21 protein-coding genes and 1 pseudogene are annotated in these 22,428 nt (G+C 69.9%); 12 read left to right on the forward strand and 10 right to left on the reverse strand.

Features of this window, described 5'->3' with window-relative positions:
• Positions 1-223: 223 nt before the first annotated feature.
• Both ACZ4Z1_RS28190 and ACZ4Z1_RS28195 read right to left on the reverse strand, forming a co-directional pair.
• Positions 224-604: a hypothetical protein gene (locus ACZ4Z1_RS28190; protein WP_468489435.1), complete on the reverse strand. Its 381-nt coding sequence runs from the start codon at positions 602-604 to the stop codon at positions 224-226.
• Positions 605-802: 198 nt separating this feature from the next.
• Complete coding sequence (locus tag ACZ4Z1_RS28195) at positions 803-4,315, reverse strand: ALF repeat-containing protein (RefSeq protein WP_468489436.1); 3,513 nt, start codon at positions 4,313-4,315, stop codon at positions 803-805.
• Between the two features lie 523 nt (positions 4,316-4,838).
• Between ACZ4Z1_RS28195 and ACZ4Z1_RS28200 the strand changes: the two genes are divergently transcribed.
• The 3 genes and pseudogenes from ACZ4Z1_RS28200 to ACZ4Z1_RS28210 all read left to right on the forward strand — a co-directional run bounded on the left by ACZ4Z1_RS28200 (position 4,839) and on the right by ACZ4Z1_RS28210 (position 7,634).
• Positions 4,839-5,324: a hypothetical protein gene (locus ACZ4Z1_RS28200; RefSeq protein WP_468489437.1), complete on the forward strand. Its 486-nt coding sequence runs from the start codon at positions 4,839-4,841 to the stop codon at positions 5,322-5,324.
• Between the two features lie 113 nt (positions 5,325-5,437).
• The gene (locus ACZ4Z1_RS28205; RefSeq protein WP_468489438.1) at positions 5,438-6,946 is read left to right on the forward strand and encodes a trypsin-like serine protease; all 1,509 of its coding nucleotides are present in this window, start codon (positions 5,438-5,440) and stop codon (positions 6,944-6,946) included.
• A gap of 195 nt (positions 6,947-7,141) precedes the next feature.
• Positions 7,142-7,634 (forward strand): annotated as a pseudogene (locus ACZ4Z1_RS28210) (GNAT family N-acetyltransferase).
• An 809-nt stretch (positions 7,635-8,443) separates the two neighbouring features.
• Here ACZ4Z1_RS28210 and ACZ4Z1_RS28215 read toward each other — a convergent pair.
• Complete coding sequence (locus tag ACZ4Z1_RS28215) at positions 8,444-9,406, reverse strand: helix-turn-helix transcriptional regulator (RefSeq protein WP_468489439.1); 963 nt, start codon at positions 9,404-9,406, stop codon at positions 8,444-8,446.
• 63 nt (positions 9,407-9,469) lie between these two features.
• On the opposite strand from ACZ4Z1_RS28215, the gene ACZ4Z1_RS28220 reads away from it, so the two are divergent.
• The 5 genes from ACZ4Z1_RS28220 to ACZ4Z1_RS28240 all read left to right on the forward strand — a co-directional run bounded on the left by ACZ4Z1_RS28220 (position 9,470) and on the right by ACZ4Z1_RS28240 (position 14,083).
• The gene (locus tag ACZ4Z1_RS28220) at positions 9,470-10,981 is read left to right on the forward strand and encodes an MFS transporter (RefSeq protein WP_468489440.1); all 1,512 of its coding nucleotides are present in this window, start codon (positions 9,470-9,472) and stop codon (positions 10,979-10,981) included.
• A 133-nt stretch (positions 10,982-11,114) separates the two neighbouring features.
• Positions 11,115-11,948: a VOC family protein gene (locus ACZ4Z1_RS28225; RefSeq protein WP_468489441.1), complete on the forward strand. Its 834-nt coding sequence runs from the start codon at positions 11,115-11,117 to the stop codon at positions 11,946-11,948.
• 77 nt (positions 11,949-12,025) lie between these two features.
• Entirely contained in the window at positions 12,026-12,970 is a 945-nt protein-coding gene (locus ACZ4Z1_RS28230) for a Gfo/Idh/MocA family protein (RefSeq protein WP_468489442.1), read from the forward strand.
• 187 nt (positions 12,971-13,157) lie between these two features.
• Positions 13,158-13,358, forward strand: a complete 201-nt coding sequence (locus ACZ4Z1_RS28235) for an aldo/keto reductase (RefSeq protein ID WP_468489468.1) — start codon at positions 13,158-13,160, stop codon at positions 13,356-13,358.
• 11 nt (positions 13,359-13,369) lie between these two features.
• Positions 13,370-14,083: an NADPH-dependent F420 reductase gene (locus tag ACZ4Z1_RS28240; RefSeq protein WP_468489443.1), complete on the forward strand. Its 714-nt coding sequence runs from the start codon at positions 13,370-13,372 to the stop codon at positions 14,081-14,083.
• A 995-nt stretch (positions 14,084-15,078) separates the two neighbouring features.
• Here ACZ4Z1_RS28240 and ACZ4Z1_RS28245 read toward each other — a convergent pair.
• From ACZ4Z1_RS28245 to ACZ4Z1_RS28255, 3 genes are all read right to left on the reverse strand, one after another.
• A complete protein-coding gene (locus ACZ4Z1_RS28245; RefSeq protein WP_468489444.1) occupies positions 15,079-15,582 on the reverse strand; it encodes a hypothetical protein in 504 nt (167 codons plus the stop codon).
• A gap of 146 nt (positions 15,583-15,728) precedes the next feature.
• On the reverse strand, positions 15,729-15,980 hold the full coding sequence (locus tag ACZ4Z1_RS28250; RefSeq protein ID WP_468489445.1) for a hypothetical protein: 252 nt from the start codon (positions 15,978-15,980) through the stop codon (positions 15,729-15,731).
• A 128-nt stretch (positions 15,981-16,108) separates the two neighbouring features.
• On the reverse strand, positions 16,109-16,315 hold the full coding sequence (locus tag ACZ4Z1_RS28255) for a hypothetical protein (protein ID WP_159058142.1): 207 nt from the start codon (positions 16,313-16,315) through the stop codon (positions 16,109-16,111).
• A gap of 340 nt (positions 16,316-16,655) precedes the next feature.
• On the opposite strand from ACZ4Z1_RS28255, the gene ACZ4Z1_RS28260 reads away from it, so the two are divergent.
• The 3 genes from ACZ4Z1_RS28260 to ACZ4Z1_RS28270 all read left to right on the forward strand — a co-directional run bounded on the left by ACZ4Z1_RS28260 (position 16,656) and on the right by ACZ4Z1_RS28270 (position 18,772).
• Positions 16,656-16,856: a hypothetical protein gene (locus tag ACZ4Z1_RS28260; protein WP_468489446.1), complete on the forward strand. Its 201-nt coding sequence runs from the start codon at positions 16,656-16,658 to the stop codon at positions 16,854-16,856.
• A 161-nt stretch (positions 16,857-17,017) separates the two neighbouring features.
• Complete coding sequence (locus ACZ4Z1_RS28265; RefSeq protein ID WP_468489447.1) at positions 17,018-17,917, forward strand: GNAT family N-acetyltransferase; 900 nt, start codon at positions 17,018-17,020, stop codon at positions 17,915-17,917.
• Positions 17,918-18,091: 174 nt separating this feature from the next.
• The gene (locus tag ACZ4Z1_RS28270) at positions 18,092-18,772 is read left to right on the forward strand and encodes an alpha-ketoglutarate-dependent dioxygenase AlkB family protein (RefSeq protein ID WP_468489448.1); all 681 of its coding nucleotides are present in this window, start codon (positions 18,092-18,094) and stop codon (positions 18,770-18,772) included.
• 59 nt (positions 18,773-18,831) lie between these two features.
• Here ACZ4Z1_RS28270 and ACZ4Z1_RS28275 read toward each other — a convergent pair whose 3' ends face one another.
• A complete protein-coding gene (locus tag ACZ4Z1_RS28275; RefSeq protein WP_468489449.1) occupies positions 18,832-19,380 on the reverse strand; it encodes a pyridoxamine 5'-phosphate oxidase family protein in 549 nt (182 codons plus the stop codon).
• Between the two features lie 119 nt (positions 19,381-19,499).
• On the opposite strand from ACZ4Z1_RS28275, the gene ACZ4Z1_RS28280 reads away from it, so the two are divergent.
• Positions 19,500-19,808, forward strand: a complete 309-nt coding sequence (locus ACZ4Z1_RS28280) for a DUF2277 domain-containing protein (protein WP_468489450.1) — start codon at positions 19,500-19,502, stop codon at positions 19,806-19,808.
• Here ACZ4Z1_RS28280 and ACZ4Z1_RS28285 read toward each other — a convergent pair.
• The 3 genes from ACZ4Z1_RS28285 to ACZ4Z1_RS28295 all read right to left on the reverse strand — a co-directional run bounded on the left by ACZ4Z1_RS28285 (position 19,730) and on the right by ACZ4Z1_RS28295 (position 22,195).
• A complete protein-coding gene (locus ACZ4Z1_RS28285) occupies positions 19,730-20,680 on the reverse strand; it encodes an endonuclease/exonuclease/phosphatase family protein (protein WP_468489469.1) in 951 nt (316 codons plus the stop codon). The genes ACZ4Z1_RS28280 and ACZ4Z1_RS28285 overlap by 79 nt on opposite strands.
• Positions 20,681-20,890: 210 nt before the next feature.
• Positions 20,891-21,508 carry a flavin reductase family protein gene (locus ACZ4Z1_RS28290; protein ID WP_468489451.1) on the reverse strand — a complete coding sequence of 206 codons (618 nt, stop codon included), beginning with the start codon at positions 21,506-21,508 and terminating at the stop codon, positions 20,891-20,893.
• A 171-nt stretch (positions 21,509-21,679) separates the two neighbouring features.
• The gene (locus tag ACZ4Z1_RS28295) at positions 21,680-22,195 is read right to left on the reverse strand and encodes a hypothetical protein (protein WP_468489452.1); all 516 of its coding nucleotides are present in this window, start codon (positions 22,193-22,195) and stop codon (positions 21,680-21,682) included.
• Positions 22,196-22,428 lie beyond the last annotated feature (233 nt).

Consider the following 22,428-nt stretch of genomic DNA (forward strand, 5'->3'; position numbering starts at 1 on the left):
ATTCCGGGCGGTAGGGGGGGGGGGGGGGGGGGGGGAGAAAGACCCCCCCCCCCCCCCCCCCCCACCCCCCCCCCCCCCCCCCCCCCCCCCCCCCCCCACAACCCCCCCCCCCCCCCCCCCCCCCCCCCCCCCCCCCCCCCGCCGTGGTTGACAGCGGTGAGGAATTACGTACCCCTCGCCCCCAATTGTCACCATGGGTCCGGGTGGCCCGAACGTCCAGGGCTCAGACGCCCGGAGCACCCTGCGCCTGCATGTACACCGTCTCCAGGCTCCCGCGCGGGTCCACCACCACGAGGAAATAACTTCCCTTGACCGTGTGGAACCCGTGATAGGTGTCGTACTCCTTCGTCGGGTCGAACGACCACCCGAACTGTTTCAGGTCACCCTCCGGGAAAGGCGGCGAGGGAGGAACCGTGTACGGCCAGCGAACGGGGCTGTCGACTTTCACCCCGTGCTTCTCAAGGAACGTGTCGACACATTTCTTATCGGCCTTGAAGCTGAGGTTCAGGCTTTCGTTGGTGTACTCCTTCGACCCGGAAAAACCCACATCCTTCTTCTCGCACGGCGGAAGCTCAAGGCCATACGCCTGGAGAACGGATTCCATACGCTGCCCGGCCGGGCTGCCGGGATACGCCCGAGGATCCCTCTCACCCGAGTCCCCGCCACAGCCCGCCAGGCAAATGGCGAGGGCAGCCGCGACGGCAGCCCCTACCCATCGCCGGTGCGTGGGCTGTCCGCCGGGTGTTGACGGCCGCGTCCTCATGAGATCTCCTTCACCAACTTTCGGGGTCGTTCTGTGCCGCTAGCGACGACCGGTCCGGTCGATGCCGGCATTCATGCTTCCCTGCACCGTGTAATCGCGGGCATACCCTTGACTCGGCGCCAGGGCAAGCTGATCCACGTTGACGGGTATGCCGTGCACCATGATCGGATCTTTGTCCGTGTCGAAGTTGTATTCCTTCTTCACGTCGAGCCGGTACCCTCCGGAGAGCTTGACCTCGTTGTCGTTGACCACCGTCGCCTTGAGATTACCGCTGACCCGGTACTGGATGGAGTGCAGGGCGAAGATGTGGTCCTTCGACCCGGGGTGCTTGAAGGTGAAGCCCAGCCAGTTGCTGTCGAGATCGACCGGGCAGGACGATCCGACCGGTCCCTTGCACTTGCTCGCTGCCCGTCGCGTGTACCTGTCGAGACGCTCGTTCAGGTGCTTCTGCAACGTGGGGTTGTCGTAGAGGCTGCGCATCTCTTCCGGACTGAACTGATACGGCTTTCCGGAACGCCCCTCCCAGTGCTTGAACAGGTCGCACGACATGGAACCCATGTAGCAGGCGAACATCTCCGCGCCGCCGATTCCGATTTGTATCGCGTTCCCGCCGGGGGGCGCGTTGAGCCCGCGCAGCCACTTCTCGAACAAGCTCGGCTCGTGATAGGGCGGGTGCTTCTTCTCGTCGTCCTGATCGCTGATGTAGGGGTGTCCGTTCTCGTCCCGGATCTCGATCGAGTTCGCAGGCTTTTCGCCGGCACCTCCGACCATCTGTTCGATGAATTTCCGGACCGCTGTGTCCAGCGCTTCGGTGCCGGCCTTCGCGGCCAGTTCGGCATCCTTCCCCGCAGCCAACGCGGAGGCACTCGCCCGGCCCGCCGAGGCATAGGCATCGTGCGCGTAGGCGGCGGCTTTACTGGCGGAATAGTTGGCCCAGGATGCGGACCGGCCGGCTGCCTTGGCATCACGCCGGGCGGACTCGGCGGCTTTCCGCGCCTGCTGGGCGGAGTGTGAAGCGTTCCGGGCCGAGAGTTCGGCGTCGTCGGCCGACGTCTTGGCCTCCTCGGCGTAGCGCCGGGCCTGGTCGGCCGATTTCCGTGCTGCAGTCGCGTACTCGTTCGCCTTGGCGGCGTTGTCACGTGCGGTGGCCGCGACGTTCTGAGCGGTGGCGGCGTCCGTCTGCGCCGAGGCGGCCGAGCGTGCCGCGTCGGCGAGGAGCCGGCGCACACCGGCCACATGAACGGCGGTGTCGTAGTCCTGCCGGGCCGCCTTGTACTGGCCGACCGTGACGAACTGCCGCAGCATGTCGGGCGACCCGTTCAGGGCGATTTCCGCGTTCGCCTTCACATAGGCCCCGCCGGCGTGCTTGAGCTTGAGGGCGGCCACCCGGTCGTCCTCTTCGCGTGCCGTGTACTGGCCGCTGTGCAGGAACTGCCGGAACGCCTCGGGGGTGTCGGCATTGATGGCCTTGTTGCCGGCTTCCCGCACGGCCCGGCCGCCGGTGTGCATGATCTTCAGCACCCGGACCCGGTATTCCTCGGTCCGGCTCTCGTACTGGCCGGTCTGCAGGAAGTCCTCCACCTGCTTCGCGGAGCCGGTCACCGCGGCGGTGGCGGCCTTGCGCAGCGCCGGTACGTCCGACTCCGTCAAATGCGCCACCCGAGCCCGGTCATCCTGCTCGGCGGCGATCCCGCGGCCACGGGTCAGCCATTCCCTGACATCGGCGTCGGTGCCGGAAAGGGCCAGTCCGGCGGCGTCCCGGGTCCACGGCCCGCCGGTTTCCGCGAGGCGCAGGGCGGCAGTCCGTGCCTTGTGGACCGCGGTCGCCGCGTCGGTCCCGGGCTCGCCCGCCTCGGCCAGGAGTTTCTTCGTGGCCGCGTCGACCCGCGCGGACTCGGCCCGCTCCTCATCGCTGCGGGACTGCCGCTTCTCGTAGCGCGCGCGCTCCTCCTTGGCGTCCTGGACGGCCAGCTCCGTGTCGGTCTTCAGCTGGGCCGCCTCGGACTCGCGCGCGGCGTTCTCCACATCACGTGCTTGCTCCACGGCCGTACCGGCGGCCTTCGCAGCCTCGCTCGCCGCGTCGGCGTGCCTGGTCGCCTGGTTCGCCGCGTCGGTGGCCTTCCCCGCCTGCTTCGCGGCCTCGTCCGCCGCGTCCGCCGCCTTGTTGGCATGGTCCGCGGCGTCACGGGCGGCGGTACGGGCCTGGCGGGCCGCGGTGGCCGCCCGGTTGGCCAGGTTCCCGGCGGAGGTGGCCGCTCGCGTGGCGATGCCCGCGGCCTGCCGTGCCTCGGCAGCGGCGGCGGTCGCCCGCCGCGCCTGCGCCCCGGCGGTCTGCGAGTGACGGCCGGCCTCGGCGGAGGCGTCGGCGGCCTCGGCGGCGTTCCGACCGGCCTGTGCGGCCGACTTGGCGGCGCCGACGGCCTCATTGACCGCCCGCAGCGCCTGGTCGATGGCTTCCGAGGCCGCCACGGCGTTCTTCGCCGCGTTCCTGGCATCCTCCGCCGCTTTGCGGGCCGTCGCGGCCTGGCCCGCGTTCAGTGCCGCCGCGTTGGCCGAGTGGTAGGCGCGCGCGGCGGCCTGTCCCGCAGCGGCAGCCGCCGAGGCCGCGGCCGAGGCGGCGTTCGCCGCGATGCGGGCGGCCGAGTGGGCCTGCCGGGCAGCGCCGATGGCCGTCCGGGCCGCTGACGCTGCCGCCTTGGCCGCGTTCGCCGCCCGGCCGGCGGCGCCCGCCGCCTGCTCCGAGGAGTCCTTGGCGGCAGCGGTCTGCTGCGCCGCCAGGACCGCGGCCTTCTTGGCAGCCGCGGCGGCGTCGGCCGCCCGCTCGCCGGCCTCCTTGGCCGCGGCCGTCTCCTGGCGGGCCCGCTTGCCGGCTTCCTTGGCGGCCTCCGCGAGCTGCGCGACCGTCATGCGCTCCTGGTCGCGGGACTGTGCGAGGTACTGTCCGCTGCGCAGGAACTCGCTGACGTCCGCCGCGGACCCCTTGAGCGCCTGCCGTCCGGCCTTCTGCACTTCGGGCCCACCGGTGTGGACGGCCTTCAGGAGAGCGACCCGGTCGTCCTCCTCCTGCGCTTCGCCCCGGCCTTCCACGAGGAAGTCGAACAGGGCGTCGACCGAGCCGTCATCGAGCGCCTCCTGGGCGGCTTCCCTGACTCCCCGGTCCGCTTGGCCTTTCAGGCGAAGGACCGAAATGCGCAGGTCTTCCTCCCAGGGGGCCTTCCAGCCCGACGCGAGGAATGCGCGCTTGTCCTCGGGGGAGCCGTCCATGGCCTTCTGGGCTGCCTGCCGCAGCCCCTTTCCGCCCGAGCCCATCATCTTCAGGACGGCGACCTGCTCGTCTTCCTCCGAAGCGGTCCGGTAAGTGGTCTTCAGGAAGTGCTGCACGTCCTCGTCAGAGCCGGCCAAAGCCTTTTCGGCCGCTGCCCTGACTCCCTTTCCGCCGGAGCACCACAGGTTGTAGACCTTGCCGCGCGCGTCGGCGGACGCCTTGCCGCCCGCCGTCGGCCCGGCCGTAGCCGCCACGGCTGCCGAGGCACCGAAATCTCCTGCGATCACGGCCAACACCGTGGTCAGTACGACCGCGGAAGATGCTCTCGATATGCGTAGCGGAGTCGTTCGCTTTGTTCTCATGTCCCCTCAACAACTCATCGGGCCCAAGATGCGGGCCCGCAGCGTGCCGCCGGATATTGAGGCGCACGCAGCCGCACAGTTAAGCATGTGCAAGACACAAGGGGTATTTCGAATCGTGACCTCCCCGAAACAATTGAGGCTTGCCGACAATCACCAGCATCTTCAAATCACCTGTCAACGAGGTTGATTGACGGGGCATCAGCCGGGCATGTGAATATGTGAACATCACTGCTCCCGAAGAGCTGCGGCTTGTTCCCCCCTGTCCTAATTTCCCTGTACATGCGTCTGGGTGATAGCAATGTTCCGCCGCCCTGAAGCCCAAGCCTCGCTGCCCTTCCGCCGGTATATCGGCATCCAGCCGGCCTCGGCTTCGCAGAATCGCGCCGGTCACGTGCGCGCATGTGCAGGCGCGCACTTTTCCCCTACGTATGCAGGAAGCCAGACTCGAATGAAGCTGCTTACCCGGGCGCTGACCGCCACACTTGTCCTCGGCGCCACGGTACTCACCGGTTCCGGCGTCTCGGCCGCCGCGGACACCGGCTCCCCCGATACCCCGCCGACCGCGGTGGAGGACTTCAACTACCCGCAGGCCGACAAGATATTCAAAGAGCGGGGCATCCGGCTCAAGCGCGGCGATGGGCACATCGTGCTGGTCGACTGCGGCAGCCGGCCGGGCCTGCTGGAGGTCTACGCCCGCAGCAAGAAGGGCAAGTTCTGTTTTCGGGTGACGGGCAAGTCCGGCTACCTGAGCATGGAACTCCCCAAGGTGTACGCCGTCATGGGCAACGACTACAAAGTCAGCGTCAACATGAGCAGGCAGGGCGAAGAGGTGTCGTTCGACGTCCTCAAGAACGAATGGACGGAGGTCGGTGAGACCGCTGACCTGCCGAAGGAGCGCGACCACACCCTCCTGGAAATCTTCGCGTCGAAGTGACGCGGGCCCGGATTTCACGGGCGGCGACTCGCGGATCTCGTCACCGCGCCCCCACACCCCGAACAACCATCGAGGAATACAACGTGTTTCGCACGCGTCCACGCGCTGCGTGGATGACCGGTATCGCTACGATCGCCACCGCCGCAGGACTTATGTGTGCCGCGCCGGCGCAGGCCGTCGTCGGCAAGGCCGCCGAAAACGGCGCGTACTCTTTCACCGCTCAGCTCGACATCGGGTCAGGAAAGCGGGCCTGCACCGGTGCCCTGGTCGGACCGCAGTGGATCGTCACCGCGAGCAGCTGCTTCGCCGACCGTCCCGGGCAGGAGGCCACCGTCGCGGCGGGAAAGCCCGCGGACAAGACCGTGGCGACGGTCGGGCGTACGGATCTGAGCGGTGCGGGCGGACAGGTGTCGGACGTCGTCGAACTGGTACCGCACGCCCATCGCGACCTCGTCATGGCGCGGCTGGCCGAGCCGGTCCGCGGTACGGCCCCGGTCGGACTGGCGGCCACCCCGCCTGCCGCGGGCGAGGTGCTGCGGGTCGCGGGTTACGGCCGCACGCGGGACGAGTGGGCACCGGAGCGGCTGCACACCGCGGAATTCGCCATAGGCTCGGTCGACACGACCTCCATCGCCCTCACCGGTGCGTCACCCGACGACGCGAGTGTCTGCGCCGGCGACACCGGCGGTCCAGCCTTCAGGGAGAGCGGCGGCCGTGCGGAATTGGTGGCCGTCAACCGGTCCTCCTGGCAGAGCGGGTGTTTCGGGGTGGACGAGAGCCGCACCGGTGCCGTGGACACCCGCGTGGACAAGCACTGGATGCAGCAGGTGATGTTCCGGGACGCGCTGTCCACGGACGTCACCGACCTGATCGCTTCCGCGGACTTCAACGGCGACGGCCGCACGGACATCGCGGCCGTCATCGGCGACGGCACGCTGCACGCCTTCTACGCCACGGCGGACGGCACCCTCGAATACGGCCGCCCGCTGTGGTACGACAACACCTGGAAGTCGGCCATGAAGAACATCATCGGCGGTGACTTCGACGGCGACGGCAAGGCGGACCTCGTCGGCATCTGGAACGACGGAACCATCCACCTCTACCCGGGCACGGACGGCGGCATGCTCGGTGCCGGCCGGAAGATGTGGTCGGACGCGTCCTGGGACACCATGAAGCAGGTCACCCGCTTCAAGGCCGACGGCTCCGGCCGGGACGGCCTGCTGGGACAGTGGAGCGACGGCTCGCTGTACGCCTACGCCACCAAGGAGGACGGCACGCTGGCGGGCACCCGGCACGCCATGTGGCCGGACAAGTCGTGGCGCACCATGCGCCTCGTCGGCACCAGCGATGTCAACGGTGACGGCCGGGACGACATCACCGCCGTCTGGGGGAACGGCGATCTCTACTGGTACGCGGGCAACAACAAGGGCGGCCTCGACGCGGGACGCAAGCTCTGGCAGAACAACAGCTGGCTGAGCATGAAGAAGATCACCGGTGGTGACTTCGACGGCGACGGCAAGGGCGACCTCGCCGCCGTCTGGGGCAACGGCAGACTCATGTGGTACCCGGGGAACGGCCAGGGCTCCCTGGACGCCGGCCGTGCCATGTGGACCGGCGTGTGATCCGCTCGTCCGACTGCGTGTGACGCCCGGCTTGCGCCGGCCGGTACCGATACCGGCCGGCGCAAGCATCCGCACGTGCCGTGAGCGGCGCCGGAACGCCGAGCGGTGCAGAGGCGCGCCCGAAAATCGGCTGCCGAGTGCCGGCCCCTCTGAGACGGTGCCTCCAGGGATACGTCTGAGCCCCACTCCCCCGTCATGCGTCCGGCTTCGCCGACCGAACTCGCCGCGTTGCGCGACATCGAGCGGGCTGCCGGGGAGAAGTTCCGGAAGGTGGGGACGGGGGACGGGCCGGATCGCGGATGACGAGCCGCCGTCGTTGGAAGAGTTGGAGCGTTACCAGCGGGCGGGGCGGGCACTGGCGGCCACGGACAGGGGGCCGCTCGCGTACCTGCTGTGGGAGCCGGTCGACGGCTGCGCACACATCGAGCAGGTTTCCGTGCATCCGGACGGCGCGCGCCGTGGGGCCGGCCGGGCGCTGATCGAGCGGGCCTGGCGGGACAGTGGGCTGCCGTCGGTCACCCTCACCACCTTCGCGGACGTGCCGTGGAACGCCCCGTACTACGCCCAGCTCGGATTCCGCGTGCTGAGCGACGCCGAGATCACGCCGGGGCTGCGCGCGATCCGGCAGCGGGAGACGGAGCTGGGGCTCGACCGGTGGGAACGGGTGTGCATGCGGCGGGACGCCTGAATCCGGGCGGGTGCGTACGGCGCCGTACCGGTGGCCTGGTTGTGTGATCTGCGGATGCCCATCGCTTGCCCGGTGCTTCGGGCGCCGGGCCGATCGCGGGATGAATCCACGTCAGCCCGCCCCGCAGCCCCGTCCCCAGTCGGCTACCGGCCCCGAACCGGCGCGCACCGACGGCGATCCACCCGCACCGGAAGCGCGCGGAGCGCGCGCTCCTTCCCCGTACGGCAGGTCTGTGCCGTCGTCGCGGCCGGCTGCGTCGTCGTGCTCGTGCCGCTGCTCGGTACGGGACTCGCGGTCGACGAGTCGTACGGGATCCGATTACCCGGCGACGGGACCACGGACCGCCACTTACACCGACGCCGTCCCATGGCTCGACGCCGGCTACGTCGGCGGAAAAAACGCATCACCTCTCTGGACGAGCCGACCGTGGCCTCCGACGTTTCGGACTCGTTGACGGACGCATTGGCGAACACGGTGGGCGGGCGCACACTGACCACAACCTCGCCGGGCGGGCGGACGTTGCTGACACTTCGATCGAACGCCCGGCGAGGGCCGTGTCAATGCCTCCCGCGTCGGAGGACCCAAATGCCTTTACGCGCGGCACTTCTGGATACGCGCTTAGCTGGTTGATGAGGGCACGCCGCGCAGCAAGTGCGCCCCACGCGTGACGGCTTCGTGTACCGGATCGTCGGCCGGTGAGGCGTGGCGGCACCGGGCAGGCGTTGCCGCCTTGACTTGCTCGGCCGGCCCACCAGAGCACGCCGGTGAACGCGTTTGCCACTCGGAAGTCTCGGGTGTCGGTCCGGCGGTCATGAGGTGGTGGCGTGTTGCATGCGTGCGGCGGTCTGGCGGAGGTAGGCGGTCACCTCGGGGTCGGCATCGAGGGTGTAGTCGGCGTCGAGGGCGGTGAGTGTCCGGGCGATGCCGGGGAGGTGGTTGCTGGAGCAGTCGACGGTGCAGCTGGCCTCGTCGAGGGGGCGGATGCGGGTGGCCAGGGCCCAGGTGCGGCGGCGGACGGTGTCGGCGGGGGCGTGGATGGTGGCGATGGCGCGGTAGCGGGTCGGCGCGGTCGCGATCTTGTCGGCGACGTAGGCGGCCGAGTCGTCGCCGGGGACGGGGCGGGGGGTGAAGTGGTGGCGGGTGGGGGCTGGGCTGGTGATGCGGTCGAGGCGGTAGATGCGCCAGTCGTTCTTGTCGGTGTCGTGGGCGAGGAGGTACCACAGGCCGCCGGAGGCGATGAGGTGGTGGGGCTCGACGCGGCGGGCGGCGCGGCCGCCGTGGCGGGTGGTGTAGTCGAAGGTGACGCTCTCATGGTCGCGGCAGGCGGCGGCCAGACTGCCCAGCAGCTCGGGGTCGACGCGCGGGCCGCGGGTTTCCCAGCCGATGGTGGCCGTCGTCTGCTGCACGGCCGCGACCTGGGTGCGCAGCCGGGCGGGCAGGACTTGTTCGAGTTTGGCCAGGGCGCGCAGGGAGGTTTCCTCCATGCCGGTGAGGTGGCCGGCGGCGGTGCGCAGGGCGACGGCGGTGGCGATGGCTTCGTCGTCGTCGAGGATCAGCGGGGGCATGGCGGTGCCGGAGGCGAGGCGGTAGCCGCCGGCGTGGCCGGTGGTGCCTTCGACGGGGTAGCCCAGGTCGCGCAGGCGGTCGATGTCGCGGCGGATGGTGCGGCCGGTGACGCCGAGGCGTTCGGCGAGTTCGGTGCCGGACCATTCGCGGCGGGTCTGCAGCAGGGACAGCAGGCGAAGCATCCGGGCAGGCAGGTCGGTCGTCATGCCTTCCAGATTGCCTCTCTTTACGGACGCGACGTGTCCTAAAAGGGTTCTAGCTTGGACGGCATGTCCGAGAACAAAGAACCCCGAAACGCCGTAAATGCGGTTGATCCGCGCAGATGGGCCGCGCTGGCCGTGGTGCTGATCGCCTCGTTCATGGACGCGGTCGACGTCACCGTCGTCCACATGGCCGTTCCGCACATCCAGCAGGACATCGGCGCCTCGTCGGCGCAGGTGCAGTGGATCACCGGCGGGTACGCGCTGGCGTTCGCGCTCGGGCTGATCACCGGTGGCCGCCTGGGCGACCTGTTCGGCCGCAAGCGCGTCTTCCTGCTCGGCGTCGTCGGCTTCACCGTCACCTCGCTGGTCTGCGGCGTCGTCGGCAACGCGGAGCTGCTGCTGGCCGGGCGCGTCGCGCAGGGCGCGACGGCGGCCCTGATGGTGCCGCAGGTGCTGTCGATCATCCACGTCACGTTTCCCGAGCGGGAGCGCGGCAAGGTCTTCGGCATCTACGGTGCGGTGATGTCGCTGGGTACGATCGCCGGCCCGCTGGTCAGCGCGCTGCTCGTGCAAGGTGATCTGTTCGGGCTGGGCTGGCGGCCGATCTTCCTGGTCAACCTGCCGCTGGGCATCGCGGGGCTGATCGCCGGCGCCCTGGTGGTCAGCGAGTCGCGGGCCGAGCGCGCCGCCCGTCTGGACCTGGTCGGGATGGTGCTGGCGAGCGCCGGGCTGCTGGCGCTGGTGCTGCCGCTGACCCAGGGCCGTGAGCTGGGCTGGCCCGCCTGGACCTACGTATCGATGGCCGCGTCCGTGCCGGTGCTGGCGATCTTCGTCGCCTGGGAACGGCGCCTGCTGCGGCGGGGTGGCTCGCCGCTGGTGGTGCTGTCGCTGTTCGCCCGGCGCAGTTTCGCCGGCGGGCAGGGCGTGCAGCTGATGTTCGGCCTCGCCTCGGGGGTGTTCTTCCTGGCCTGGACCCTCTACCTCCAGCTGGGGCTGGGTTTCTCGCCGCTGAAGGCCGGACTGTCGGGGCTGCCGCTGTCGGCGGCGATGTTGGCCGGTGCCGGGATGTCCATGCAGGTCCTGGTGCCCCGTTTCGGCCGCGTGGTCCTACAGGCGGGCGCCCTGCTGGCGGCGGCGGGAATGCTGCTGTTCGCCTGCCTGGCCCAGCACTACGGCTCCGGCATCGCGATGTGGCAGACCATCGTTCCGCTGATACCGATGGGCCTGGGCATGGGACTGATCATCGCTCCGCTGACCGACGTAACTCTCTCCGAGGTCCCCCACGAGCACGCCGGCTCCGCGTCGGGGCTGACCAACACCACCGTCCAGCTCGGCCAGGCCGTCGGTGTCGCCCTGTCCTCGGTGATCTTCTTCGCCCGCCTGGGACACGGCGCCCCCGCCACCCAGGCCGCGCGGATGCCGCACGCCTTCACCGGCTCCCTGTGGTACGTGGCGGCCGCGTTCGTTGCCGCGTTCGCCCTGCTGTCCGCCCTGCCCCGCACCGCCGGAACCAAGAAGCCGGCTGCCGGTCCGGCCAGGCGGTCCGAGCAGCCGGGCACCCCGGTTCCGGTGGCCTGACCCGCCGCGGGCCCCGCGCGAGGTCACTCATCCGCTCCTGACGCGGGCCCGCGTCTGGGGGCGAGCCAGCCTCGACGCGGAGGACCCAACCCGCGGCACATGCCATGTACGCGGTCGCACGAAAGGAACAATCATGAGCTTCATGTCTCCCGGCCAGGTCGTCTGGTTCGAGATCGGCACCACCGATCCCCGGGCCGTCACCGGCTTCTACGGCCCCCTCCTCGGCTGGACGTTCGAACTCGACCCGGACTCCTCCATCGACGGCCGCACCTACACCCGCATCCTCGCCCCCGGCGCGCCGTGGCCGATGGGCGCGATCCAGCAGGGCGACACCGGCGACGAAGCCATCAACCTCTCCATCCTGTCCACCGACGTCCACGCCGACGTCGCGACGCTCACCGGGCTGGGCGCCACGATCGTCGTACCGGCCACACCGGTGGGGGACGTGACCGTCTTCGCGCGGCTGAAGGACCCGCGCGGCAACCTGTTCTCCCTCTTTTCCCAGTCCACCTCCCAGCGGTTCGAGGAGCGCATCGCCGGGACCGAGGAGTACATGCAGCAGGCCGCCTTCACCCCGAAGCCCGGATCGATGGCCGGATTCGAGATCGGCACTACCGACGTCCAGGCCACCACCGACTTCTACACCCAGGGCTTCGGCTGGCGGTTCGAGAAGGACGGCACCATCGGTGACGTGCCCAGCCTGGCCGTCTTCGGGCCCGGCGCCGAGCACCCCGCTGGTCTCTTGCAGGATCACAGCGGCGACAACGGCAGTGCGGCGGATTACGTCATGCCCGCCTTCCTGGTCACCGACGTCGCCGCCACCGCCGCGGCGGCCCAGCAGGACGGCGCGCGGGTGGAGCAGCAACCGCGCTCCGTACCCGGCGGCCCGGTCCGCGCCCGTATCCGCGACCCCCGCGGCAACCGCTTCGGCCTCCTCTGCCGGCCCACCCCGCCCACGACCCGCTGAGCCCGCTCTCCCGGCTACTCCTGCCGTGTTATCGGCCGGAGCGGCCGGGGCCCCACCCGCCGCAAAGGAGACAAGAGATGAAGATCGCACTGCTGGGAACCGGTTTCGGGCAGGCACACGCTGCCGCCTATGCCGCTCGTGGCGATGTGGAGGTGGTGATGTTCGGCCGGGATGCGGCCAAGACCGCGAAGACGGCGGGTCAGTTCGGGTTCGCCTCCTCGACGGATATGGACGCCGCGTTCGAGGACGGCTCCTTCGACCTGGTGGACATCTGCCTGCCGCTCCCGCTGCACGCCGACTTCGTACTGCGCGCCCTTCAGGCGGGCAAACATGCGCTGGTCGAGCTGCCGCTGGCCGATGACATCGAGGACGCGAAGCGGGTGGCCGAGGCCGCCGCGCACAGCGACAAGCACGTGTTCGTCGACATGTTCGAGCGGTTCATCCCGGCCAACCAGGCCCTGTTCGACGCGGTGGACCAGGGCACCTACGGGCGCCTGGAGCATCTGACGCTGTGGAACCTGACCGCGCACCTTTGGCCGGGCGCCTCGCTGGGGCTGAAGGTCCTGCCGCTGGAAGCACTGCACAGCGACATGGACATCCTCACCCGCACCCTCGGCCTGCCCCGGGCCACCACCGTCACCACCGTGGCGCGCGGCGCGGACTCCGGGGCCATCGACGCCGCCTTCCGCTTCGACGGCGCGGCGGCCCGCAGCTCGATCTCCTCGCTGATGCCCCAGGCGTGGGGAGCCCGCGGCGGCTACACCGCCACCTTCGAGCACGGCGTCCTGGACGCCACGTCCACGATGGGCTTCGACGGCAAACCCTCCGGTACCGTCACCGCCTACACCGCCGAGGGCGCGCACGAGCTCCAGCTGCCGACCGCCGACCAGTACACCGCCATGATCGACCATGCCCTGGAGGTGGTGCGCGGCGAAGCGGAGAACCAGATCGGCCCCGCGAGTGTGCTGGACGCGCTCCAGCTCACCCTCGACCTGGACCGCCAGGTGAACCACCCCGGCTGAACCCCGTCTCCCGGCCCCCACCGGTCTGTCCGAGCCTCCGAGGCCCTGGGGGCCGGGCCGGGGCCGGCCGGACGTACAGCACAGGAAGTCCCTGAACCTGTGAACCTGCCGACCACCACTCTGCCGGGCGGCACCGTCATGCCCCTGCTCGGGCTGGGCACCTTCCAGCCACCCCGTCCTGACCGAAATCGCCGACACCCACGGCGCGAGCCCCGCGCAGGTCGTCATGGCCTGGCACCTGGCCCACCGCATCGCCGTCGTCCCCAAATCCGCCCGCCCCGACCGCATCACCAGCAACCTCCGGGCCGCCGACCTGCGGTTCACCCCGGAAGAGGTCGAGCGCATCACCACGCTCGGCACACACCCCCGCCGCGCACCTGCGGTATGAGGAGACCCACCATGAAGATCGCTGTTCTCGGCACCGGCCCCGGTGCCCGCTGCCACACCGCCCGCCTGAGCGAACTCGGACACCAGGTCACCGTCGGTACCCGCAACGCCGAAGCCACCCTGACCCGTACCGAACCGGACATGATGGGCACACCGCCCTACCAGGACTTCCACAGCGCCCACCCCGACATCGCTCTGCACACCTTCTTCGAGGCGGCCCGGGACGCCGACCTGGTCATCAACGGCATCGACGGCGCCCATGCCGTACAGACCCTGGCCGCCCTCCCCTCCACCGCCCTGGCCGGCAAGACCCTCATCGACTATGCCGTCCCCTACATCTACCAGCAGCCCGACGAGGCCGACCGCCCCTGGCCCACCCCCTGGGGCGTCATGCCGCGCCTGGAACCGGTGGACACCGACAGCCTGGCCGAACAGATCCAACGCGCCCTGCCCGCCGCCAAGGTCGTCAAAGCCTTCGTCACCCAGGAACAGGAAACCGTCACCCATCCCGAACAGTTCGCCGACGGCGACCACACCACCCTGCTGGCCGGCGACCACAGCGATGCCAAGGACACAGCCGCCGAGTTGCTGCGGTCCTACGGCTGGCACGACATCATCGACCTCGGCCCTCTGCCCGCCGCCCGCGGCATGGAGATGTACGCCCACCTGCACACCGCCATCGGCCTGGCCCTCGGCGGCCGTTTCGGCGTCAAGATCATCCGCTGATCATCCCGCACCAGGCGCATCTGCGCCGGCCTCCGTCACCCGCTCTCCCCCAGAGTCCCCGGGCGAGGGCAAACCGATACCCCCCGCCTGCTCCGCCGGGCCCTGCCACCGTCTCTCGCCACACGCCGTACCCCGTCCAGGAGAACCGCCATGAACAGCACGTCCCCGCACGGCGAGATCGTCATCACCGAACAATGATCTCTGACGCCACCGACGGAATGCGCTCCGTGATCCCACATCCATCACCACGGACAGACTGTGCCGGAAGCCGGGGACCTCATGCCTACGGCCCTCGGCTCATGCTCCCAGGCGTCCCTGGCAGACGTCGGTGACAGCCATGGGACCGTCCGTCTTTGGTCCCTTGCCGGGTATCAGCCGGCGCCGCGGTCCTGCCGTCTGCACAGCGTTCTTGTTTCCGCTGTCGCTTGCGTACAAGACGCGGCGGGAAGCATGGCATTCGTCTTCAGCTCAGGCTTCGACGGAACGATCCGTTTGCGGAAGACGTCCGAGGAGCCGATGGAGGCCCCGTCGGTCAACTACCGGCCCTCGTGACGGCACTCGCCGCCGCCAAACCGTCCGTCGGTCCTGTTCTTGCCGTGGCATGGAACGACGCAGAACTGCACACCTGACACATCCTGAGCAGCCACGTGCAGATCCTGCCGATGCTCTACCGCTGCAATGCCCGCACCCTCAGCACCAACGGACAGCTCACTGTCGGCGGCGCAGAGGGCACGTACGCCATACGACTTCACTTCGGATGCCTCTGGAATTGCGCGCAGTTCGTGCCTGCATCCGATGTGCCGAGGGCATAGCGGGCAGCCGCTTTGAGTGGCTGCCCGCTATGCCTTGTTGGTGAGTACCTGCGATGTGTCAATTCCTTGGCCATAGGTGGGTGCGGCACGTTGCAGGGTGAAGGTGTCGCTGGCCGTGGCGAGCTGGTTTCCGACTCGCGGAGGGACATTGCCGGACGACGCGTTCGGGAGTGCGCCGTGGGGTCAGTGTGCCAGGCGTTGGTACAGGGCCATGGGGGTCACATAGCCGGGCCAGCGGCCGTCGTCGAAGAGGCGGACGCCCGCGTCCTGGTAGCTCTGGTCGACGAGTTGGGAACAGATCATGTGGCCGGTGGCGGCGACATAGCGCCGAAGTCCCGGGAAGGGCAGGCGGAGGCGGTGCACGGCGATGGCCAGGTAGTCGAGGAAGCTGTACGGGACGCCCTCGTAACGGCGGCCCGCGGCGCACAGCGCGTCACGTTGGCCGTCGGTGAGGCCCTCCGGGCATACGTACAGTACGTCCACGCCGTCGTAGGCCGACAGGGAACGGATGGTCGCGCCGCCGGGTTCGGCTTCTATGAGCATCGCGTCGGGGAGTACGAGGAAGGCGTGCTGGTATTCGCCGAATCCGTTTCCGTTCAGCCACTGACCGATACGGATCAAGTGGCCCACATTGCCGTTGATTCGGGTGAGTCCAATGTCTCCGGGCATGGGCGGGGCATGCTGCATCCGCGGCTCCGAGGCGCACAGTGGGGTGGGTTTTCTGTGTGATACCCATTTCGGAGCCGTTGAAAGGAGGCGAGGGCGGGGAATTGCGCGAGCGGCCGTCCGGGCCCAAGGCAGGGTCCGAAGACCGAGTCGGAGTCCGGGCTGTTTCAGTGCAGTTCGTAGTGCCAGCTGCCGTCGGAGTGTTCGTACCACATGTGTACGCGGGCGACGGCGCGCAGGCGGTCGCGGTCCTGCCGGGTGACGGTCACCGCGCCACCCGCCTGGTCGACCACGTACTTCAGCGCGGATTCGAGCTCGTCACGCCTGCGGGTGAGCTGCGCGAGCTCGAACTGCGCGCGCCGCAGCCGCGCTTGCAGCAGGGCGATCTGCTGCTCGGGAGTGTCGTCGTCGTTCGTCATGACGGCGGGCGCCCCTGACTGCGGGTCGGCGGGCGAGGCGGGAGAGGCGCCTCGCCCGGACCGTTCGTGTGCCGGCAGGCACATCCGGTGGGATGCCGGATGTGCCCGCCATCAAGGAGCTGGGGCAATCAGTCCTGCTCCAGGTCCCCGAATCGGGCGGCCGAGTTCCAGTTGCCACTGCCCCAGTTGTGCGAGGCGTGGCTCGGCGCGTTGGTGTACTTGCTGATGTTGACCTCGTCGTCGTCGTGACCGTGGGCCTGGGCCGCGACCACGCCGGCGGCGGACAGGCCCACCACCGCGAGGCCGACGAAGAGCGGACGCATGACAGAACGCATACCAACATCCTCCTTTGATGCGTGCTGAGAGTGACTGACGCTCCGATTCAACCCTCGCCCTTCGGTCATATGAAAGGAGAAACGCGCCTTTTCCCCCGATATACCCGGTTGGCCTACAGGGAGGAAGGGAGGGCGAGGACGAGGGACGGTGGTGGGCGGGACGTGAGCAGAGGGTGTGGGTCTGGACACATACGGAGAATCCCGTGCGCCGGGCATGTAACGGTCATGGCAGGTCAGCCGCGTGTGTACGGCGCACGGGGCCGCGCCGGCACAGCGGTGCGGCGGCCGGGGGAACTTCGGCGCGGGCCCGTTGTCAGTGGCCGCCCCTAGCATGGACGGCATGCCCCCAACTCCTCCCCCTTGCATGGGTGCGCCCCCTACCGCCGCCGACGCGAACGAAGCGATCCGGCGGTTCGTGCGCGCCCGCCGCGGCCGGTCGTGGACGGCCGAGGACCGTGCGGAGTACGCGCGGCTGTTGGAGATATGGACGCTCGCGGTGCGCGGGGCCGTCGTCGAGGCCGCCCGAGTCGGCGGCCGGTAGCCGGTAGCCGGTAGCCGGTAGCCGGTAGCCGGTAGCCGGTAGCCGACCGTACGGGCGGAGGAGGACGCCAGCGGAACGGAGTGCCGCGACGGTGGGTGATCGTAAACCGTTGGCGGTGGGTGGCGTACCGCTGCTTGGATGCGGGCGTGAACGCTGCCGAGATGGACCAGAACCGTCACGCCGACCTGCTGCTGGAGCAGCTGCTCGACCGGATCGAGGAGTACTACGACGCCGTTCCGCGCAGCGCCGCCCGGGCCGAGGACTTCGGGGCACTGACTCTCTTCGTACGCGACGGCCGGGGCTGGCCGTACTACGCGCGGCCCGCACGGGAACGGACGGGTGACGCGGTGAGCACCGCCGACGTGGACAGGGTCCGGGCCCGGCAACGGGAGCTGGGCGTGCCCGAGAGCTTCGAATGGGTCTCCGAGAACACGCCGCACCTGCGCGCCGCGGTGGAGGAGTCGGGCCTCGTGGTGCATGAGCACCCGCTGCTCGCCCTGGACCTGAGCGAGAGCCAGGCGGAGAGGGACGGCGACGGAGGCGGAGCGGGATTTGCGGCCGGAGCCGGAGCGGCGGTGCGCGTCCGGATGGTGGAGGCCGGGGACCCGGTGTTGCCGTACGCCGTCGCCGTACCGCACGTCGCCTTCGGGCAGCCCGACACCCGGATCGGCGCGGCGGGCGCCCGCGAGCTGGCGGAATCGGTCCGGCAGCTCGTCCAGGACGGGTCGGTGGACGCCGTGGCGGAGCGCATACAGAACGGGTACACCGCCGTGGCGGTGGCGGAGGAGGACGGCGCCGCGCTGTGTGCCGGTCAGCACCAGCCGGTGGGCGCGGTCAGCGAGGTCGTCGGCGTCGGGACGCTGCCCAGCGCCCGCCGCCGCGGTCTGGGCCTCGCGGTCACCGCCGCGCTGGTGGCAGACGCCCGTGAGCGGGGCGTCCGTACGGTGTTCCTGTCGGCGAACAACGACGACGTGGCACGGATCTACGAGCGGCTCGGCTTCCGGCGGATCGCCACCGCGCTGATCGCGGAGCCCGCGGGGCCTGTGTCGCCCGCGGAGTAGCCGAGCGGGCAGGTGGGGGAAAATAGGGTGGTAAGGAGCGGTAAGGGACGGTAAGAGGCGGTGGAGCGGATGCCCTGCCGCTCGCACGCCGGCCAGGACCGGGCCGGGACCGGGATCGGGATCGGGATCGGGATCGGGGCCAGGATCGGAATGGGGAGTGAGGTTGCTGTGGACATGCCGCTGCCCCTGCCCCTGCCCCGTTTCGGCGGTACGGAGCGCGTACGGTCTCGGCCCGCGCCCGGCGCGGTGCACGTGCCGGGCTGGCTGCCCCTGGAGCGGCAGCGAGAGCTGGTCGTCGCGTGCCGCGACTGGGCTCGGGGGCCGGTGCCGATCCGGCATACCCGGCTGCCGCGCGGCGGCGTCATGTCCGTGCAGACGGTGTGCCTGGGCTGGCACTGGCAGCCGTACATGTACAAGCGCACCGCCGATGACGTCAACGGTGCCCGGGTCGCCCCGTTTCCCGATTGGCTGGTGGAGCTGGGACGGGCGGCGCTGGTCGACGCGTACGAGGACGCGACCGCCGGTGACGGCTACACACCGGACACCGCTCTGATCAATTTCTACGACGGCCGGGCCACGATGGGCATGCACCAGGACAAGGACGAACGGTCCAGCGCTCCGGTCGTCTCGCTCAGCATCGGCGACTCCTGCGTCTTCCGCTTCGGGAACTCCGAGTCCCGCGGCCGGCCCTACACCGACACCGAGCTGGCCTCCGGCGACCTGTTCGTCTTCGGCGGGCCGTCGCGGTTCGCCTACCACGGGGTGACGAAGGTACGTCCGGGGACCGGCGACCCCGCGACGGGGCTGACGAGCGGGCGCCTCAACATCACGCTCCGGGTCACCGGCCTGGAGTAGGGCGGACCACCGGGCGGGGCTACTGGGCGGGGCTGCTGAGGCAGGGCTGCCGGGAGGGGCTACTGAGCCGTGCCCGCCAGCAGCCAGCGGTCGACCGGCACCTCGAAAAGCACCCGGCCCGACGCCGACGGGGGCATCTCGGTCGGGTCCCAGTCGTACTTCGCGAGGAACGCGGCGACCACCGCGGGCGGCACGGGGGTACCGGGAGACGCTTCGGCAGTATCGGGAGACGGTTCGGCGGTGCCGGGGAACGGCGCAGCGGTACCGGGAGACGCTCCGGCGCCCGGCGGCACGTGCCACACCCTTGCGCGTCCCTCGGCCACGACGGGGGCCTCACCGCCTTCCAGGGCCAGCGAGACCCGTGGATCGTTGGTGATGTTGCGCAGTTTCACCGAGGTGCGTTCCGCCCCGATCCACCAGGCGCCGCGTACGAAGACGAACCAGACGGGCGTGACGTGCGGCGATCCGTCCGGGCGCAGCGTGCACAGCCAGACGATCCGCTCGGTGGCCAGGCGGTCTCGGACGGCGGGGGTGAGGGGGAGGCCGGCCGGTGGGCGTTCGGCACGGGATGGGTGGCGAGGGTGCTGGGCGTGCTCCTGATCGTTCATGTCGGCATTTCAGCAGAGGGGGATGCCGTGGGGGACGGCGGGAGCGCATTTCGAGCACGTGTTTGATTGAATGCGGCGAATCGCCTGTCCCGGGCGGGGTGGCGAGGCACACTGGAGGTATGTGCCGCAGCATCAAGACGCTCAGGCCCCCTGCCACGCCCGACGTGTCCGAGGAGGACATACGGGCCGCGGCCTTGCAGTACGTCCGCAAGGTCTCCGGATTCCGCGCGCCGGCCGCGCACAACCGGGAGGTGTTCGAGCAGGCCGTGGACGCGGTGGCGGCCGCGACGCACGACCTGCTGGCCGGGCTCCGGGTCCGGGGCGGGGGGAGCCGTAGCGGCGGTACCGCTCAGGCCTCGGACGCCTTGGGTGCCTCGGACGCCTTGGACGCCTCGGGCAACTCCAGCAGCGCGCGCACCGGCAGGTGATCGCTGGGGAACTGCCCGCCCTCGGAGAAGGTGTCGATCACTGCGCGGTGGGTCCGGACCGACGGCGAGGTGAGGATCCAGTCGATCCGTTCGCCGTCCCGCACCAGCGGCCGGTAGCCGTGGTAGGTGGCGTACAGGGTGCTGCGCGAGCCGGCGGTGTCCCAGCTGTCCACGAGCGCGCCCCGGCTGAGCATCGTGTCGTACACGGGGTTGTTGTGGGCGGGGACGTTGAAGTCGCCGGTGACGATGCGTGGGAGTGCCGGGTCCAGAGCGCGCAGCCGGTCGGTGATCAGCTCGGCGGAGCGTTCGCGCGAGTACTGGTTGAGGTGGTCGAGGTGGGTGTTGAGGGCGTAGAACTCGCCGCCGGTCCGCAGGTCGCGGAAGCGCACCCACGTCGCCATCCGGATGACGGTGTTGCCCCACGTCGCCGAACCGATCAGGTACGGGGTGTCGGAGAGCCAGAAGTGGTCGTACTCGACCGGGGCCAGCCGGCGGATGTCGTAGAAGAGGGCGGCGAACTCGTCGCGGCTGCCGCCCGCCCGTCCCGTGCCCAGCCAGGCGTAATCGTCGCCGAGGTCTTCCGCGATGTCCTGCAGTTGGTGGTAGAGGCCCTCCTGCGTACCGAGCAGGTGCGGCGCGGCGCGGTGCAGCAACTTGCGCATGACGGGGCGGCGTTCGGGCCATGAGTTGGGCCGCTGGTCCGAGGCGTACCGGAGGTTGAACGTCATGGCGCGCAGCCGCCGGTCGCCCCGTGCGGCGTGCGCGGTGCCGCCTCCGTAGGCCAGGGCAGGCGTGCCGACCGCCGTCGCCGCGACGGCACGCAGCGCGGTACGGCGGCTGAACGGCCCCACGGAGGCGCGCGAGGCCCCCATGGGGTCCGGGGCCGGTGCCGGCGCCGGGTCCAGCGGGAGTTCCGGCGCCGCGGCGGAGCAGCCCGTCGATCTCGTCATCGCATCTCCAGTGGCCGGTGGCCCGCTACGCCTGCGGGCCGGGTCACTGAAGAGTCTCGGAGACCAGGGTGATGCGGAAGTGGACGCGAGGGGGAGGGGGGCGAAACGCGCTACTCCTTCCCCGCTCGCCGGTCAGGCTCCCGCCGCCGGTCCCTGCCAGTCCGCGTACCGGATGCGCGAGATCTCCCGTACGTCGCCGATCGTCCCCCACTCGTCCTTGCCCAGCCGGGACAGCGGCCGCATCTTCCGGATCTCCGGGTGGCCGTCGGTCATGACCTCCTCCGACACGGCGGCGTGCATCACCCGGCCGAAGACGACGGTCGAGTCGCCGAACCGCGTCGCACTGTGCAGTTCGCACTCGAAGGCCACCGGCGAGGCGGCGACCCGCGGCGGCTTGACCCGCAGGCTCGGTTCGGCGTCCACTCCCACCTCGTCGAACTCGCTCACCCCGGGCGGGAAGTCGGTCGCCGTCTCATTGATCTGCCCGGCGAGTTCCTCCGGCGCCAGGTTCACCACGAACTGGCCGGTCTCCTCGATGTTGCGGAGGGAGTCCTTCCGCCCGACGGCCGAGAACTGCAGGATGGGCGGCGCGACGCAGGCGATGTTGAAGAACGAGTGCGGAGCCAGATTGGCCACGCCCTCGGCGGAGATGGTGGACACCCAGGCGATGGGCCGCGGAACCACGGTCGCCGTGAGCAGCCGGTAGAAGCCTTGCCGGTCGTACTGTTCGGGGTCGAAGTCGATACGCATGAAGATCAGTATCCATCCCGGCCGGCCCGCGGCCCAGCGCTTTCGGGACGGGCGGCTCGGGCGAGGCCCCGGCCGGCATCCGCACACGGGACACAGGGTGCGGATACCGGGTACGGGACGCCGGGCGTCGCCCATCAGTCGGCAAAGCCGTCGGCCGTCCGAAGCCACCGGCTACCTGATGAATTGCACGCTCTCGAATGACAGCGCGTCGGAATGCTGGTCCTTTCGGAGAAAATGATCCGCAGTGCCTTGGCAGGCTTCCTCATCGGTCCAGATTTGGACTGTCTTGTTCGTCGCGTTGTGGACGAACCCGTCACTCCGCAGCGTGAAACAGGCATTACTGCGGGGATTGTGCAGCCTTTTCGGCTGCCCAGCTTCGCGGTACCGGAAGTAACCTGAATGCGGGCGCACCCTGAACAGAACACTGTTGAAGGTCGCATGCGATTCCCGTTTGGGCTGCACCTTTTGCGAGAAGTTCCCTGAGCAGTTGACCGAGGTGTACAGTTCCGCCGTGACATCGGTCATGTTCCACAGCTGCCCTGAGGCCCGCAGATAAGTGTGGCAGCCGTTCGCCGAGAAATCCCTGATCGTGTGGACCGGGCCGGGCTCGGTGTATTCGAAGTATCCGGTCGTCGTCGCGGCAGGTGGTGCTGTCACCACGGTGAGCAGGAACGACGCGACGACCACCGCCAGAGTGTGCCACCGCCGGTGCATCACGGCACCGCCTCCTTTCCTCGGCCGGGGCACGGCCGGCGTGCCCGTACGGCTCGTGGCGTCCGTGCCGGACCGCGGGGGGGGGGGGGGGGGGGGGGGGGAAAGAGAAAGGAGGGGGAGGGGGGGGGGGGGGGGGGGGGGGGGGGGGGAGAGGGGGGGGGGGGGGGGGGGGGTGGGGGAGAGGGGGGTGTTGTGGTGGTAAGCGT

The sequence above is a fragment of the Streptomyces sp. NPDC030165 genome, from assembly GCF_055573595.1.

Bases quoted from the DNA above. Each gene is read 5' to 3' on its own strand.
- ACZ4Z1_RS28190 (WP_468489435.1), bottom strand. From the start codon at position 604: ATGGAATCCGTTCTCCAGGCGTATGGCCTTGAGCTTCCGCCGTGCGAG.
- ACZ4Z1_RS28200 (WP_468489437.1), top strand. From the start codon at position 4,839: ATGAAGCTGCTTACCCGGGCGCTGACCGCCACACTTGTCCTCGGCGCC.
- ACZ4Z1_RS28205 (WP_468489438.1), top strand. From the start codon at position 5,438: ATGACCGGTATCGCTACGATCGCCACCGCCGCAGGACTTATGTGTGCC.
- ACZ4Z1_RS28215 (WP_468489439.1), bottom strand. From the start codon at position 9,406: ATGACGACCGACCTGCCTGCCCGGATGCTTCGCCTGCTGTCCCTGCTG.
- ACZ4Z1_RS28220 (WP_468489440.1), top strand. From the start codon at position 9,470: ATGTCCGAGAACAAAGAACCCCGAAACGCCGTAAATGCGGTTGATCCG.
- ACZ4Z1_RS28225 (WP_468489441.1), top strand. From the start codon at position 11,115: ATGAGCTTCATGTCTCCCGGCCAGGTCGTCTGGTTCGAGATCGGCACC.
- ACZ4Z1_RS28230 (WP_468489442.1), top strand. From the start codon at position 12,026: ATGAAGATCGCACTGCTGGGAACCGGTTTCGGGCAGGCACACGCTGCC.
- ACZ4Z1_RS28240 (WP_468489443.1), top strand. From the start codon at position 13,370: ATGAAGATCGCTGTTCTCGGCACCGGCCCCGGTGCCCGCTGCCACACC.
- ACZ4Z1_RS28245 (WP_468489444.1), bottom strand. From the start codon at position 15,582: ATGCAGCATGCCCCGCCCATGCCCGGAGACATTGGACTCACCCGAATC.
- ACZ4Z1_RS28250 (WP_468489445.1), bottom strand. From the start codon at position 15,980: ATGACGAACGACGACGACACTCCCGAGCAGCAGATCGCCCTGCTGCAA.
- ACZ4Z1_RS28255 (WP_159058142.1), bottom strand. From the start codon at position 16,315: ATGCGTTCTGTCATGCGTCCGCTCTTCGTCGGCCTCGCGGTGGTGGGC.
- ACZ4Z1_RS28260 (WP_468489446.1), top strand. From the start codon at position 16,656: ATGCCCCCAACTCCTCCCCCTTGCATGGGTGCGCCCCCTACCGCCGCC.
- ACZ4Z1_RS28265 (WP_468489447.1), top strand. From the start codon at position 17,018: ATGGACCAGAACCGTCACGCCGACCTGCTGCTGGAGCAGCTGCTCGAC.
- ACZ4Z1_RS28270 (WP_468489448.1), top strand. From the start codon at position 18,092: ATGCCGCTGCCCCTGCCCCTGCCCCGTTTCGGCGGTACGGAGCGCGTA.
- ACZ4Z1_RS28275 (WP_468489449.1), bottom strand. From the start codon at position 19,380: ATGAACGATCAGGAGCACGCCCAGCACCCTCGCCACCCATCCCGTGCC.
- ACZ4Z1_RS28280 (WP_468489450.1), top strand. From the start codon at position 19,500: ATGTGCCGCAGCATCAAGACGCTCAGGCCCCCTGCCACGCCCGACGTG.
- ACZ4Z1_RS28285 (WP_468489469.1), bottom strand. From the start codon at position 20,680: ATGGGGGCCTCGCGCGCCTCCGTGGGGCCGTTCAGCCGCCGTACCGCG.
- ACZ4Z1_RS28290 (WP_468489451.1), bottom strand. From the start codon at position 21,508: ATGCGTATCGACTTCGACCCCGAACAGTACGACCGGCAAGGCTTCTAC.